The sequence below is a fragment of the Streptosporangium lutulentum genome, assembly GCF_030811455.1.
Taxonomy (GTDB): domain Bacteria; phylum Actinomycetota; class Actinomycetes; order Streptosporangiales; family Streptosporangiaceae; genus Streptosporangium; species Streptosporangium lutulentum.
Genome location: NZ_JAUSQU010000001.1, coordinates 2,200,658 through 2,214,439, shown reverse-complemented (window position 1 = coordinate 2,214,439; position 13,782 = coordinate 2,200,658). Strand labels below are relative to the sequence as shown.

Genomic DNA, 13,782 nt, shown 5'->3' with positions numbered 1-13,782 from the left:
CCGAGCTACCGGAAACGGCTCACGAACCGGCGTTGCCAGGGGGTCTCCACGGCCTGCCGGGCGTAGTGCCGCCGGACATAGCCGACCGCCTCCGCCGCGGGCACCCCGTCGAGCACCGCCAGGCAGGCCAGCGCGGTTCCGGTCCGCCCCCGGCCACCCGAGCAGGCGATCTCCACCCGCTCGGATTCGGCGCGCGCCCACGCCTCGCGCAGCGCCTCCGCGGCCGCGGCCCGGTCCGACGGCAACCAGAAGTCGGGCCAGCGCAGCCACCTGCTCTCCCACCCGACCTCCGGTGGCCGATGGCCCAGCAGGTAGAGGCCGAAGGTCGGTTCCGGACCCGGCGGCGGCGTCCGGCGCAGTCCCCGACCGCGTACCAGCCGGCCCGAGGGCAGTCGCAGAACACCCGGAGTCCCGGATTCCCAGGTGACGATCATCGTGCGATCCTAATCCCGTTCTCCCCGGCCGGTCCCTCGCCCGCCACGGAACGGTACGGGACGGACCGCGATCGATGCGGCCGAGGCACGACCGGGCCGGCCCCCGCCCGGTGCGCCCCCGCTCGCCGGCGGCGCCGCCCCGGCCCTGTGAGGGGCACGAGACTCGTCCTTGAGCGGAGGATTCCTTTTGCTATCGTGAATTGCGAGTGTCAGGGAACAAAGGAGACCAGACGTGGTGGGGGACGACGACATCTCCGGGTGATACCGGAAGGGATCGGTCACCGGCAGGCGCGTAGGAGCGCCGCCGCCGTGGCCGTTTTGTCGTTTCACCGACCCCCGTTCCCCGCTGGGCGGCCCCTGGCATGCCCGCGTCACACCCGAAGGCTTTCGCATGTCCGACGCGTTCGTCATCTGTTCCAACCTCTCCTTCTCCTGGCCTGACGACACCCCGGTCTTCCAGGACCTGTCCTTCACCGTGGGCGGCGGCCGTACGGGCCTTGTCGCCCCGAACGGCGCCGGTAAGAGCACCCTGCTCAAGCTGATCGCCGGCGAGTACCGGCCCGGCGGCGGGACCGTGTCCGTCAGAGGGGTGCTCGGCTACCTGCCGCAGAGCCTGCCCCTCGCCGGGCACCTGACCGTGGCCGAGGTCCTGGGAATCGCTCCGGTGATCAGGGCGCTGGACGCCATCGAGTCCGGAGACGCGCGCGAGGAGCACTTCACCACGATCGGCAACGACTGGGACATCGAGGAGCGCACTCGTGCCCAGCTGGACCGGCTCGGCCTCGGGGACGTCCTCCTCACCCGGCGCCTGAGCACTCTCAGCGGCGGCCAGGTCGTCTCCCTCGGCCTGGCGGCACAGCTGCTGAAGCAGCCCGACGTCCTGCTGCTCGACGAACCGACCAACAACCTCGATCTCGACGCGCGCCGCACGCTCTACGGCGTGCTCGAAGACTGGAAGGGCTGCCTGCTGCTGGTCAGCCACGACCGGGCACTGCTCGACCGGATGGACCGCATCGCCGAACTCGACCGGGGCGAGGTCCGGTCCCACGGCGGGAACTTCAGCGCCTACGAGGAGGCCGTGCGCGCCGCGCGGGAGGTCGCCGAGAAGAACATCCGCAACGCCGAGCAGGAGGTCAAGCGGGAGAAGCGGGAGATGCAGCAGGCCCGCGAGCGGGCCGAGCGCCGTGCCGGCAACGCCGCCCGCAATCTCAAGAACGCCGGCCTGCCGAAGATCTTCGCCGGGACGATGAAGCGGGGCGCCCAGGAGTCGGCGGGGAAGGCGAACGAGACCCACGCCGCACGGGTCGGCGACGCCAGGGCCCGGCTCGACGAGGCGGGCCGGGCCCTGCGCGACGAGCAGCGGATCTCGCTGGAGCTGCCCGCGACCAACGTCCCGGCCGGACGCGTGGTCTTCCTCGGGGAGCGGATGCAGGTCCGCTACGGTGAGCGGGCGATCTTCGCCGCGGAGGGCGCCGACCTGGCGATCCGCGGGCCCGAGCGGATCGCCCTGACCGGCCCCAACGGCACCGGAAAATCCACCCTGCTGCGTGTGATCGACGGCGAGCTGACGCCGGAGGGCGGCGGGACCAAGCGCGCCGACGGCCGGGTCGCCTACCTGTCCCAGCGGCTGGACCTGCTGGATCCGGGCCGTACCGTGGCGGAGAACCTGACCGCGTTCGCGCCCGGGATGCCGGAGGCGGAGCGGATGAACCTCCTCGCCCGCTTCCTGTTCCGGGGCTCCCGCGTTCACCTCCCGGTCGAAGCGCTGTCCGGCGGCGAGCGGCTGCGCGCCACCCTGGCCTGCGTCCTGTACGCCGAGCCGGCGCCCCAGCTGCTGCTGTTGGACGAGCCGACCAACAACCTCGACCTGGTCAGCGTCGGCCAGTTGGAGAGCGCGCTCAACGCCTACGAGGGCGCGTTCGTCGTGGTCAGCCACGACGAACGGTTCCTCGCGGAGATCGGGGTGAACCGCTGGCTGCGGCTCTCCGACGGCCGGCTGCTGGAGACGGGGGCGCCCGACGGGGACTGAGACACCTCAGGGCCCGGAACCCGCCCACCGGGTTCCGGGCCTCCCGATCACGAGATGACAGGCTGCGGGCGGGCGCCCCGTCGGGCACCGTCCCCGAGGCCGGTTCGGCCGTTCAGCGGGAGAGGAGATCCCGAAGGGCCTTGGCGACGTCGGCGGGGGCCTCTTCGGCCATGAAGTGGCCGAAGGTGACGGGGACGTGCCGCAGGTCGGGTGCCCAGGCGCCCCACAGCGCCGCCGCGTCGAAGCCGAGGGCCGCGCCCCAGTCCTGCTGGAGTACGGTGACCGGCATCCGCAGCCGGTTTCCGGCGGCGCGGTCGGCCCGGTCGTGGTCGACGTCGATGCCGGCGGAGGCGCGGTAGTCCGCCACGATCGAGGTGACGGCCGCGCGGGAGGCGTCCAGGTAGGCGGCGCGGATCTCGGCGGGGATCGCCTCCCGATCATTGGCCCAGATGTCGAGGAAGTGACCGAAGAAGGCGTCCGCGCTGGCGGCGATCATCTGCTCGGGCAGGCCCGGAGGCTGTGCCATCAGGTAGAGGTGGAAGCCGACGGCGGCGGTGGTGCCGTGCATCACCTCCCACATGTCCGCCGTGGGCAGCACGTCGAGGCTCGCCAGGTGGGTGATCGTCTCGGGATGGTCCAGGCCGGCGCGGAAGGCGACCAGGGCACCGCGGTCGTGCCCGGCCAGCGCGAAGCGCTCATGCCCCAGCGCGCGGGCCAGGGCGACGATGTCGGCGGCCATCGTGCGCTTGGAGTAGGTGGTGCCGTCGGTCTCGGCCGGCTTGTCGCTGGCGCCGTAACCGCGCAGGTCGGGGCAGATCACGGTGTGATCGGCCGCCAGGTCGGCGGCGACGTGCCGCCACATCAGGTGGGTCTGGGGGAAGCCGTGCAGCAGCACGATCGGACTCCCCTCCCCCGCGACGGCCGCGTTCAGGAGAACGCCGTCGGCGACGGGGACGCGCCGGTAGTCGAAGCCGGCGATGACAGGCGCCATGATCTCGCTCTTTCCGTAGGTGACTGGATTCCTCCAGCCTGCCGGGCGCGAATGAGCATCCGGTCAGCGCGCTACCGTGGCCAGGGGCGATGTCCGGAAAGGACGGTCAAGGGATGCGGGTCGTGTTCGGGGTGCTGGGGCCGGTGACGGCCTGGGACGGCAACGGGGACGCGCTCGCCCTGAAGGGGCCGCGGCACCGTGCGGTGCTGGCCCGGCTGATCATCGCCCGCCGCCGCGTCGTCCCGGTCACCGCCCTGGTCGACGACCTGTGGACCGACCCGCTCCCCGGGGCGGTGGGCGCGGTTCGCACCTTCGTGGCCGCGCTGCGCCGCGCGCTGGAACCCGGGCGTCCACCACGGACCCCGGCCCGGCTGCTGGTCACCGAGGGACCGGGGTACGCGCTGCGCGCCGATCCGGGCGCGGTGGACGCCTGGCGCTTCGAACGGGCGGTGTCCGCCGCCGCGACGCTGCCTCCCAGGGACGGCCTGGCCCGGCTGGCCGAGGCGCTGGAGTGGTGGCGCGGGCCCGCCTACGCCGAGTTCGCCGACCAGCCCTGGGCCCGCACGGAGAGCTCCCGCCTGGCCGAACTGCGGCTGCACGCCGTCGAACGTCAGGCGGAGACCCGGCTGGCCCTCGGGCTGGCCGCCGAGGCGGTGCCCGATCTGGACGCGCACGTGGCCGAGCACCCCTGGCGAGAGGACGCCTGGCGGCTGCTGGCTCTCGCTCTGTACCGCACCGGCCGCCAGGGCGACGCCCTCGCCGTCCTGCGCCGGGCACGGACCCTGCTGGTCCAGGAGCTGGGGGTGGACCCGGGCCCGCCCCTTCGCCGCCTGGAGGCCGACATCCTCAACCACGCCGGCCACCTCGACCTCGCGTCCGGGCCGGACGGGGCGGCGGCCCAGGTGTGGACGCAGGCGGCGGCCGTCTACGACCGCACCGTGACGTCCGGCCCCCGGGCCCGGCTGGAGTCGGCGGTGGGCCTGCTGCGCAGCCTCGCGGTGACCGGAGGCGCCGGGCTGGAGGCCGTCCGCCCGCACCGTTTGGCGGCCATCGCCGCGGCCGAGGAACTGGGCGACGTGGAGCTGACCGCCCGGGTGATCGGCGCCTACGACGTCCCGGCGATCTGGACCCGCTCGGACGACCCGCCGCAGGCGGCGCGCATCGTGGCGGCGGCCGAACGCACCCTGGCCGCCGTCCCGCCCGGCACGCACGAGGCGGCGCGGGCCGGCCTGCTGGCCACGATCGCCGTGGAGTCGCGCGGCACCCGCTCCGCCCGCGGACCCCAGGCCGCCCGACAGGCCGAGGAGATCGCCCGCCGCCTGGACGACCCCGCGCTGCTGGCGTTCGCCCTCAACGGCGTGTTCATGCAGACCTTCCACCGCGCGGGCCTGGCCCCGCACCGCGACCGGATCGGCGCCGAGCTGATCGCCCTGTCCACCAGACACGACCTGGTGACCTTCCAGGTGCTCGGACATCTCATCCGCCTTCAGGCCCGCGGCGCGCTCGCGGACTTCCCCGAAGCCGACCGGCACGCGGCCGCCGCGGATCGACTGGCCGAGCGCCACGAACACCCGCTGGTAGGCGTGTTCACCCGGTGGTACCGGGCGCTGCGGCTCGCCGCGACCGAGCGGGCACCAGCGGCCGAGGTCGAGGCGGCCTACCGGGACGCCGCCACGCGGCTGGACGGCGCCGGCATGCCCGGACTGGAGCACGGCCTGCTGCCTCTCGCACTGCTGTGCCTGCGCCTGCGGTACGCACCGCCCGCCCCCGCCGACGAGCTCACCGACGAGCTCACCGACTGGGGCCCCTACGAGCCCTGGGCCCGCCCCCTGGTGCTGCTGGCGCGCGACCTCCCCGCCGAGGCCGCCGCGGCGCTGCGCGACGTCCCCGACCCGCCCCGCGACCTGCTGTTCGAGGCCCTATGGTGTCTCACCGCGCGGGCCGCGATCGCCGTCGGCGACCGGGAGGCGATGGAACGCGCGCACCGAGAGCTCACTCCCGCGGCGGCGGAGCTGGCCGGGGCGGGCAGCGGTCTGATCACCCTGGGGCCGGTCTCCCGGCACCTCGACGACCTCGCCGCCGCCCTCGCCCACGACGGCACCGCGGTCCGCTCCCGCCGGGCGCGGTGACCCGCCGGGAGTCGCATGCGCGGCAGACCGGAATCGCCGTCCTTCAGGGCGGCGTGGATGTCAAGACCACCTCGCCTCAGAGGGCGGCGGCGAACCGGCGCAGGCTCTCCTCCGTCGTGGAGACGTGCGGCGAGAGCCGTACCCGCCCGGCGCGGACGGACGCGGTCACCCCGCCCGCGGACAGCCGGGCCAGCGTGGCCTCCGGATCCTCACCGGGCAGCCGGAAGGACACGATCCCCGCCCGTCGCGACGCCGGCCAGTCGTCTCCGAGGATTTCCGCCCCGCGGTGACGCAGCACGTCGAGCAGCACGGCGACGACCTGCCCGAGCCTGTCGGACAGTCGTGCCGTACCGGCCTCGACGACCAGCCCGAGGGAGGCGTTCAGACCGGCGATCGCCTCCAGGTCGGTGTTCGTCGTCAGGAGCCGGTCCGGCCCCTTGGCCGGTGCGCCCAGCTCGGTTCCGGCGCTCCCCTCGTAAGGGTCGGCCAGGCCCGTCCAGCCACCGAGGTCGGGCGCGATCAGTTTCAGCGCGCGGGGCCGCACCCCGAGGATCGCCGCGCCCCACCCGGAGCGCAGCCACTTCTGGCCGCCGGCCACCACCACGTCCGCGGCGTCCAGGTCCAGCTCGGTGATCCCGAAGCCCTGGATGGCGTCGACGACGAGCAGGCGGTCGGGACCGAGCACCTCACGTAGCTCGGCGAGGGGGGCCTTCCATCCGGTCCGGTAGTCGACCGCGCTCACGGTCAGCCCGGCGACGTCGGGGGTGAGCGCCGACCGCAGTGCCCCGGCGGTGATCCGCTCGGTGTCCCGGGGCACCCGCCGTACGGCGGGGCCGCCGCGCGCGGCCGCCCGGAGCCACGGTACGGCGTTGGCGGGGAACTCGCCCTCGGGCACGAGCAGCGTGCCGGAGCCTGCCAGGCCGAACGCCACGGCGAACAGTCCCGCCGTGGTGGACGCCTCGAACGTCACCTCGACGTCACCGCCGATCACGGCGACGGCTCTCCGGCGGGCCTCCTCCCTGATCTTCTCCAGGGGTCTCACCGGGTCGGAGGTGCCCGTGACCCGCAGGGCCGCGTGCCGGGCGTCGACGGCCGCGCGCAGCGGAGGCCCGACGTGGGCGAAATCGAGGTAGCCGGCGGGCTCGTCACAGTGGGCGACGTACCCGGCCAGGTCGCCGGCGGCCCGGGTGGCGGGCAGGTGATCGGTCACGAGGCCGCCGACGGCTCGGGCGTGGAGCGGGTGAGCGGCCACCGGGCGGCCCCGGAGACGACGGCACGCGACGGATCACCGCTCAGGCGGGCTGTCGAGGAGAAGAACTGCCTGGTCAAAAAGACTCCAAGAGGACACAGCGAAGGAGAAGAACATACAACACGCCCGCCGGCCCCGATGTGCCGGCGGGCACCCCCCGGTGGAGCGGTCGCGGGTCACCCTGCGCGACCTGAGCGCCACCCGATCGCGTGCATGCCACCCGGCACCGGCCCGCGCACGGTTCGGCGAAGATCGGCCCGCCGGCCGGCCGGGTCAGAGCACGCTGGACAGGAACGCCTTCGTGCGGGCCTGCCGGGTGTTGGTCAGCAGTTCGCCGGGAGTGCCCTGCTCGACCACCACGCCTTCGTCGAAGAACGTCAGCGTGTCACCGACCTCGCGGGCGAATCCGATCTCGTGTGTCACCACGATCATGGTCATCCCCTCGCGGGCGAGTCTCTTCATCACTTCGAGCACCTCGTCGACGAGTTCCGGGTCCAGCGCGGAGGTCGGCTCGTCGAAGAGCATGAGCGTCGGATTCATGGCCAGCGCCCTGGCGATCGCCACCCGCTGCTGCTGACCGCCGGACAGCTGGTGCGGCCGCTTGTGCATGTGGTCGGCGAGCCCGACCTGGTCGAGGTGTTCCATGGCCGTCTCGCGCGCCTGGGCGGCGGAGACGCCGGTGACGTGGACCGGCGCGCAGGCGACGTTCTCCAGCGCGGTCTGGTGGGCGAACAGGTTGAACCGCTGGAACACCATGCCGATCTTCGTGCGGAAGGCCGCGAACCGCTTGGGCGACCAGGGGTGGTACTTGCCGTCGCGCAGGTCGTAGCCGACCTCCTCACCCAGGACCCGCAGGCTGCCGCCGAGCACCGGCTCCAGCCCGTTCACGCAGCGCAGGAACGTCGACTTGCCCGACCCGGACGGGCCGATGACGCAGCTCACCTCGCCGGGAGCGACGCTGAAGTCGACGCCGTTGAGCACCTGGGTGTCCCCGTAGCTCATGCGCACGCCGCTGGCAGTGACGACCGGGACGACCGGGACGCTGTTCATGCGGTCACCTCTGGTTTCGACTGACGGGGCAGGACCCTGACCGCCAGACCGCCGCCGCGGACCAGGCGCACGGCGTCGGAGCCGAACCGTTTCTCCAGCCTGCCCTGCAGGAATGTGGCGACGGCGGTCATGAGCATGTACCACAGGCTGGCGACGATGAGCAGTTCCATGATGAGGTTGTTGGCCTTGTAGATCTGGCTCGCGTTGGTCATCAGGTCGTGCCCGGCGACGACGTAGACCAGCGAGGTGGTCTTCAGCATCGAGATGAACTCGTTTCCCGTGGGCGGGATGATGATGCGCAGCGCCTGCGGCAGCACGATCACGCGCATCCGCTTGGCGGGCGTCATGCCGAGCGCGTACGCCGCCTCCGTCTGGCCTCGGTCGACGGCCTGGATCCCGGCGCGGACGGTCTCGGCGAAGTAGGCCGCCAGGTTCAGCCCGAGCCCGAGCATGGCCGAGGCGAAGCCGGTCATGACCTGGTTGGTGTCCCACTTGAGCCCGATCATCGTGAACGGGATCTTCAGGACCAGCTCCGGGAACAGGAACGCGAGGTTGTACCAGAAGATGAGCTGTACCAGGACGGGTGTGCCGCGGAAGAACCAGATGTAGAGGGTCGACAGCCACCGCAGCACCGGGTTGTGCGCCAGTCGCATGACGGCGAGCAGCACGCCGAGCACCAGGCCGATGATCGTGGCCAGCACCGAGATCTCGATGGTGACCAGGACCCCGCTGAGGATGTTCGCGTCGAACAGGTACCGGCCGACCACGCTCCAGTCCAGGTTGGGGTTGATCACGATGAGGCCGGCCAGCCAGCCGAACACGGCGAGCGCGAGGGCGCCGGCGAGCCAGCGCCCCCAGTGCCACGTCCGTACGACGGGGATGGCCATCCCCGACGGGCCGGTGAAGGGTTCCGTTCGCACGTCGGCTACTTTCCGCCGTTGATCACGGCGGACTGGACGGCCAGCTTGTCCAGGTCCCAGGCCTGCAGGATCTTGCCGTACTCGCCGCTCTTGATGAGCGCGTCGAGCGCGCCCTGGACGGCGCCGATCAGCTCCTTGTTCTCCGGCTTCATGGCGATGCCCCAGGGGCTCTCGGTGCCGTCGATCGCCAGCGCCTCCACCTTCGTGTCCAGGTCGGCGGCCTTGTAGGCGGCGACCACGTAGTCGGTGATGTTGGCCTGCGCGCGCCCGTTGTTGACCTGGAGCAGCGCATCCTGGTCGCCGGGGAACTTGATGATGTCGAGCCCCTTCTCGCCGTTCTTCTTGCAGTCGGCGTCATAGGTGTTGGCCAGCTTCAGCGACGAGCCGTTGTCGACCACGGAGACCGTCTTGCCGCACAGGTCGGCGGGGGCGTCGATGCCGTCCGGGTTGCCCTTTTTGATCAGCATCCCGGCACCGGCCTGGACGTAGTCGACGAAGGTGACCTTCGTCTGCCGTTCCGCGGTGTCGGAGAGGGAGGACATCATGATGTCGTAGCGGCCGGTGATGATGCCGGGGATCTGCGAGTTGAATTCCTCGTCGGTGATGGCGAGTTTGACGCCGAGTTTCCTGGCGATCGCCCGGCCGAGTGACGGGTCGAGCCCGACGGCCGTCTTGCCGTCGGAGCCCAGCATGTCCATCGGCGGGTAGCCGAGCGAGCTGGTCATCTTCAGGCCGCCGGCCTTGATGCCCGCGGGAAGCCGGGCGGTCAGGGCCGGATCGGGAGTGATGGCGTTGATCACCGCCGCGGCCTTGTCGTCGGCGGGCGCCTGGTCGAGGACGACCGGCTGCGTGCTCTCGCCGCCCGACTCGGGGGTCAGCGACTGGGCACCGCAGGCCGTACAGGCCAGGAGCATGAGGATGGCGATCCGGATCTTCAAGGTGGGGGGCTCCTCGGGAGCGTTGCCGGCGGAGGTCTCCACCGGCGACGGTGGTCAGGACCGTTGCCAGCGAATGTCTCCACCGACGACGGTGGTCAGGACCTTGGTGTGCTGGACGGAGTCGGGCTTTGCCGTGAAGGGGTCGGTGTCGACGGCGATGAGGTCGGCGAGCAGGCCGGGCGCGAGCAGGCCCTTGCGGCCCTCCTCTCCGGCCGCGTACGCCGAACCGAGGGTGTGTGCGAGAAGTGCCTCGCCGATGTTCAGCCGCTGCTCCGGCTGCCAGCCGCCGGCGGGAGTGCCGTCCGGCCGGGTACGGGTCACCGCGGCGTGCAGCGCGGCGAAGGGGTTCGGGTGCTCGACCGGCGCGTCCGAGCCGAAGGCCAGCGGGACGCCCTCGTTCAGCATCGTGCGCCAGGCATAGGAGGCCAGGTCCTGCCCGGCGAGCAGGGAGGAGACGAGGTCGATGTCGCTGGTGCAGTGGACCGGCTGCATGGACGCGACGATGCCGAGCCTGGCCATCCTGGTGATGTCCGTCCGGCGCAGGTGCTGGGCGTGCTCGATGCGGTGCCGCAGCCCGGGAGACGATCCCACCGCCTCGTAGGCGTTGACGACCAGGTGGTTGGCCTGGTCGCCGATGGCGTGGGTGGCCACCGCGATCCGGGCGGCGGCGGCCGTGCGGATCAGTTTCTCCAGGTCGTCGTACGGTGTGACGGCGATGCCGAGGTTGCCCGGGTCGCCGGCGAACGCCTCGCTCATGTGGCAGGTGTGCGAGCCGAGCGCCCCGTCGCTGAACAGCTTGACCGGGCCGGTACGGAACCAGTCGTCGCCCTGCCCGGTGTGGCGGCCCTCCTCGATGGCCGCCTCCAGGTGGGCGACCGGGATCGCCTTGTGCACCCGCAGCTTGAGCCGGCCCGCGCCGTACAGCTCCAGGTAGGCGGCGCGGCAGTCCTCGCCGTCGATGTCGTGCACGCTGGTCAGGCCGAGCGCGAGCAGTTCCTCCTGGGCGGCGTGCAGCTCGGTGCTCAGGTCACCGGCGGTCATGAGGGCGCGCAGCGAGTAGGAGGCCGACTCGCGCAGGATCCCCGTCGGTTCGCCGTGCTCGTCCCTGACGATCTGGCCGCCCACCGGGTCGGGGGTCGTGCGGTCCACACCGACCATGCGCAGGGCCTGCGAATTGGCCCACACGGTGTGGCCGTCGACGCTGGGCAGCGCGACGGGACGGTCCGGGCACACGGAGTCGAGTGCGTGGCGGTCCGGTTGCACCGGCCGATCCCACGTGTTGCTGTTCCAGCGCCCACCGAACAACCAGGCTCCGGGCGCCAGCCGTACGGCGTGCGCGGCGATCTTCGCCAGCGCCTCCTCCAGCGAGCCGGCGTCGCGCAGGTCGACCTCGCTCAGGGCGCGCGCGTAGTTGGCGGTGTGGATGTGGGCGTCGTAGAGGCCGGGAAGGACGGCCTCCCCCGCCAGGTCCACCAGCTCGGCGCCCGCGCCGGCCGCCGCGCGTACCTCGGCCTCGCTTCCCGCCGCCACGATCGTCTCGCCGTCCACGGCCAGCGCCTGGACCGTCGGCCGCGAGGGATCTCCCGTGTGGATCCTGGCGTTGCGGAAGATACGGATTGTCATGCGGGCCTCTCGAGCGGTGGTTGGCAACACTGTAAAGGCTCACCCTGGGTTCTGAACCCCAGTAAAATACGACATTTCATTCTCCTGAGGTGAAGGACTTCTTATGCTCAAGCCGGAACATCTGCGGACCCTGCGTGAGGTGATCCAGCGTGGCTCCTTCGCCGCAGCCGCCAACCGGCTCGGTTACACCGCCTCCGCGGTCTCCCAGCAGATGGCCTCGCTGGAACGGGAGACCGGGGTGCGCCTGTTCCACCGATCGGCCCGCAAGGTGCTGCCGACCAGCGCCGCCGAGGTGATGGCGCGGCACGCCTCGATCGTGCTGGCCGACATGGACCGGCTGGTCGCGGCCGTGAGGCAGGCGCACAGGAACACCGAGCAGGAGGTCCGCCTCGGCGTCTTTCCGAGCTTCGGCCTGAACGCGCTCCCCGGCCTGCTGCGGGAGCTGGAACCCGAGGACCGGGCGGGTTTCACGGTGTCCGTGGCCGAGCCGTCACAGCTCATCGGACATCTGGGCGCCGGCGGGGAACTCGACGCGGCGATCGTCTACCAGGTGGGCACCTCCGGCCTGTCCTGGCCCTCCTCGATGCACCGGCGATGGATCGCCGAGGACCCGTTCAAGCTCGTGCTGCCGAGAGCGTGGCCGGACCTCGCGCCCTACGGCCCGGAGCAGCTCATGGACCTGCCGTGGATCATGCATCACCCCGCCAGCGGCGACGCCTCCGTCCTGGACGGGCTGTTCGCCCGCTGGAACCTGCATCCGCGCGTGGTCGGCCACTCCGACGACTCCAGCGCCACGCTGGCGATGGTCGGCGCATGCGTCGGGGTCGCGCTGCTTCCGGAGCTTGCGCTGCGTCACCACGGCCAGGACGTCGTGGTCGCCGACGTCCAGTGGCTGAACGTCAGCCGCAGCATCTTCGCGCTGTATCTTCCCGATCGCGAGAGCGCCAGGCTGCGCCTGCTGTTGGACGCTCTGGCCGCCGCACGCGTCTGACTCCGGTCTCCGGCGCTCGGCTCTTCCGGGCATCATCCCGTAATCGGGTCTCAGCCGCGAAATGCGGCGCCTTCGGGGAGAACGAGGAATTCGTCGGCGGGTCACAAAAAGGCGGGGGCGCCCACCGTGTACCGGTGGGCGCCCCCGCCTCGATCTGACTCAGTCGCTCGGCGCGAACTTCCCGCTGACTCAGTTGTCGCTCGGCACGAACTTCCCGCGGGACGCGTGCACGGCGCCGTCGCCGGCGAACGACATCAACGAGCCGCGCCAGTTCACGGCGGGCACGGTCGCGCAGCCGCCGTCTCCGGTGACCAGGTCGATCGACTTCTTGCCCTTGCCGTTGCCCTTGGTCAGGCTCACCGTCTTGCCGGGGAAGCCCAGGCCGTTGTCGGCGTTGACCAGGCAGACCTCATCACCGTGACCGTTGTCACCATGGCCGTTGTCGCCGCGGTCGTTGTCACCGTGACCGTTGTCACCGTGACCGTTGTCATCATGGTCCTTGCCGCCGCGGACGAGGAGCTTGGAGTCGACCGCCTCTCCGGCCGCCGCCACGATGAGGGCGGGCTGGTTGGTCTGGACTCCGTCGGCGCCCATCGAACGAGCGAGGTTGAACTGGGCCACCTCCTGGTCGGCGCCGGCGTCGTAGGCGTGCGGCATGACGACCGCGCACGCGTCATGGGCCGCGGCGATGGATTCGGGCGAGTACTCGGCCAGCGTCGAGCCGTACACCTTGGCGACCTGCCCGATCTCGTAGATCAGAAAGCCGGGCTCCCAGGTGTCGCGGTTGTAGATGATCCGGGAGCCGGGCTCGGCGACCAGGATCCGCGGGTCGCCCGAGTTCCAGATCGACTCCTCGGTGAGACCGTACTTGCCCACCAGTTCGGCGACCTTTCCCTCCTCGGTCACCGAACCCTTGACGTCGAGCTCGACGCCGCGACCGGCCCGCTTGGCGAGGGCGAGGATCTCCTCCAGCGAGGCGATCTGCGCCGGGTCGTACTCGCCGCCCTTCCAGGGCTCGTAGTCGGCGGCGTTGAGGGCTCGCACCTCGTCGAAGGTCAGGTCCGCGATGTTGCCGGTGCCGTTGGTCGTGCGGTCGACCGTGGAGTCGTGCAGCGCGACGAAACGCCCGTCCTTGGTCTGCTGGACGTCGACCTCGACCATGTCGACGCCGTAGGCGAAGGCGTACTCGTACGACTTCAGGGTGTTCTCGGGAGCGAGGGTGTTCGCTCCCCGGTGAGCGGAGATCAGCACGTTGGCGGAGCCCCTGTCCGGGGTTCCGGCGTTGACCCAGCGCTCCGGCTCCGGGACCTGGTCACATATCGGCTGCTTCACCAGCGGCTTCAGCGCGGCTATCACCTGCCGGACCTGCTCGACCCGGGGGTCGTCCCCATCGAGTCCGACAGCGGACTTTCTCCCGGATCACCGCGG

Annotated in this window: 12 protein-coding genes; 3 read left to right on the top strand and 9 right to left on the bottom strand. The window is 71.6% G+C overall.

The window, feature by feature from the left end; genetic code table 11:
• Window positions 1-5 precede the first annotated feature (5 nt).
• Complete coding sequence (locus J2853_RS09385) at window positions 6-434, bottom strand: protein-tyrosine phosphatase family protein (protein WP_307556595.1); 429 nt, start codon at window positions 432-434, stop codon at window positions 6-8.
• A 391-nt stretch (window positions 435-825) separates the two neighbouring features.
• Here J2853_RS09385 and abc-f point away from each other — a divergent pair, with 391 nt between their 5' ends.
• Entirely contained in the window at window positions 826-2,463 is a 1,638-nt protein-coding gene (gene abc-f, locus J2853_RS09380; RefSeq protein WP_307556594.1) for a ribosomal protection-like ABC-F family protein, read from the top strand.
• A 112-nt stretch (window positions 2,464-2,575) separates the two neighbouring features.
• On the opposite strand, the gene J2853_RS09375 is transcribed toward abc-f, so the two are convergent.
• Window positions 2,576-3,454, bottom strand: coding sequence for an alpha/beta fold hydrolase (locus J2853_RS09375; protein WP_307556593.1), 879 nt, complete (start codon window positions 3,452-3,454; stop codon window positions 2,576-2,578).
• 113 nt (window positions 3,455-3,567) lie between these two features.
• Between J2853_RS09375 and J2853_RS09370 the strand changes: the two genes are divergently transcribed.
• Window positions 3,568-5,583 carry an AfsR/SARP family transcriptional regulator gene (locus J2853_RS09370; protein ID WP_307556592.1) on the top strand — a complete coding sequence of 672 codons (2,016 nt, stop codon included), beginning with the start codon at window positions 3,568-3,570 and terminating at the stop codon, window positions 5,581-5,583.
• Window positions 5,584-5,659: 76 nt separating this feature from the next.
• Here the strand turns inward: J2853_RS09370 and J2853_RS09365 are convergent, their stop codons facing one another.
• The 6 genes from J2853_RS09365 to J2853_RS09340 all read right to left on the bottom strand — a co-directional run bounded on the left by J2853_RS09365 (window position 5,660) and on the right by J2853_RS09340 (window position 11,363).
• Window positions 5,660-6,793, bottom strand: coding sequence for an aminotransferase class V-fold PLP-dependent enzyme (locus tag J2853_RS09365; protein ID WP_307556591.1), 1,134 nt, complete (start codon window positions 6,791-6,793; stop codon window positions 5,660-5,662).
• The gene (locus tag J2853_RS09360; protein WP_307556590.1) at window positions 6,790-6,912 is read right to left on the bottom strand and encodes a hypothetical protein; all 123 of its coding nucleotides are present in this window, start codon (window positions 6,910-6,912) and stop codon (window positions 6,790-6,792) included. Before J2853_RS09360 ends, J2853_RS09365 begins: the two co-directional genes overlap by 4 nt.
• 193 nt (window positions 6,913-7,105) lie before the next feature.
• On the bottom strand, window positions 7,106-7,882 hold the full coding sequence (locus J2853_RS09355; protein WP_307556589.1) for an amino acid ABC transporter ATP-binding protein: 777 nt from the start codon (window positions 7,880-7,882) through the stop codon (window positions 7,106-7,108).
• On the bottom strand, window positions 7,879-8,802 hold the full coding sequence (locus J2853_RS09350) for an amino acid ABC transporter permease (protein ID WP_307556588.1): 924 nt from the start codon (window positions 8,800-8,802) through the stop codon (window positions 7,879-7,881). The genes J2853_RS09355 and J2853_RS09350 overlap by 4 nt, the downstream gene beginning before the upstream one ends.
• A 5-nt stretch (window positions 8,803-8,807) precedes the next feature.
• Window positions 8,808-9,782 carry an ABC transporter substrate-binding protein gene (locus tag J2853_RS09345; RefSeq protein WP_307556587.1) on the bottom strand — a complete coding sequence of 325 codons (975 nt, stop codon included), beginning with the start codon at window positions 9,780-9,782 and terminating at the stop codon, window positions 8,808-8,810.
• Window positions 9,783-9,794: 12 nt separating this feature from the next.
• A complete protein-coding gene (locus J2853_RS09340; RefSeq protein ID WP_307556586.1) occupies window positions 9,795-11,363 on the bottom strand; it encodes an amidohydrolase in 1,569 nt (522 codons plus the stop codon).
• A gap of 103 nt (window positions 11,364-11,466) precedes the next feature.
• Between J2853_RS09340 and J2853_RS09335 the strand changes: the two genes are divergently transcribed.
• On the top strand, window positions 11,467-12,354 hold the full coding sequence (locus tag J2853_RS09335) for a LysR family transcriptional regulator (protein WP_307556585.1): 888 nt from the start codon (window positions 11,467-11,469) through the stop codon (window positions 12,352-12,354).
• A 189-nt stretch (window positions 12,355-12,543) separates the two neighbouring features.
• On the opposite strand, the gene J2853_RS09330 is transcribed toward J2853_RS09335, so the two are convergent.
• On the bottom strand, window positions 12,544-13,710 hold the full coding sequence (locus J2853_RS09330) for a glycerophosphodiester phosphodiesterase (protein WP_307556584.1): 1,167 nt from the start codon (window positions 13,708-13,710) through the stop codon (window positions 12,544-12,546).
• Window positions 13,711-13,782: the final 72 nt, after the last annotated feature.

Bases quoted from the DNA above. Each gene is read 5' to 3' on its own strand.
- J2853_RS09385 (WP_307556595.1), bottom strand. From the start codon at position 434: ATGATCGTCACCTGGGAATCCGGGACTCCGGGTGTTCTGCGACTGCCC.
- abc-f (WP_307556594.1), top strand. From the start codon at position 826: ATGTCCGACGCGTTCGTCATCTGTTCCAACCTCTCCTTCTCCTGGCCT.
- J2853_RS09375 (WP_307556593.1), bottom strand. From the start codon at position 3,454: ATGGCGCCTGTCATCGCCGGCTTCGACTACCGGCGCGTCCCCGTCGCC.
- J2853_RS09370 (WP_307556592.1), top strand. From the start codon at position 3,568: ATGCGGGTCGTGTTCGGGGTGCTGGGGCCGGTGACGGCCTGGGACGGC.
- J2853_RS09355 (WP_307556589.1), bottom strand. From the start codon at position 7,882: ATGAACAGCGTCCCGGTCGTCCCGGTCGTCACTGCCAGCGGCGTGCGC.
- J2853_RS09340 (WP_307556586.1), bottom strand. From the start codon at position 11,363: ATGACAATCCGTATCTTCCGCAACGCCAGGATCCACACGGGAGATCCC.
- J2853_RS09335 (WP_307556585.1), top strand. From the start codon at position 11,467: ATGCTCAAGCCGGAACATCTGCGGACCCTGCGTGAGGTGATCCAGCGT.